General features: G+C 63.5%; 1 protein-coding gene. It reads right to left on the bottom strand.

From position 1 onward, the window contains the following. Window positions 1-381 (bottom strand): GDSL-type esterase/lipase family protein (locus P0G09_RS15960; protein ID WP_275253145.1); only part of this gene is annotated, 381 nt, incomplete at both ends.

Raw genomic sequence — 381 nt, 5'->3', positions numbered from 1 at the left:
GGTCAAGGTAGACACAGCCCTTGTCTGCAGCCAGCATTGCCAGCTGCTCGTTCACCGAGCGCAGGACATCAGACGCAAGACCGGGCTTTTCCGCAGCGGCCTGGGGCCGCACCGGCGGGATGGACTGGACATATATGACGCAGCCGGGCAGGGCTTGCCTGAGCTGATCCAGCATCTGGCCATAGTAGGCCAGAAAGCGGTCTGCCGCCCCCAGCGTGGTCAGAGTGTTAGTGCCCAGCAGGATATAGAGCTTTTTCGGCTGGGCCGCTGTCAGCACATCCATTGCCACCTCTGAGCCGCGCACGCTGCTCTTGACAGCGCTGCGGTTCACGATGGCATCGGGGCCCACACCGGTATAGCCGCAGATGAGCGCCCCGCCCA

This window comes from Faecalibacterium sp. DFI.5.82, assembly GCF_029076575.1.
GTDB lineage: Bacteria > Bacillota > Clostridia > Oscillospirales > Ruminococcaceae > Faecalibacterium > Faecalibacterium duncaniae.
Note: the sequence above shows the minus strand (reverse complement) of the source record. Positions and strands in the feature narration are given on the sequence as shown.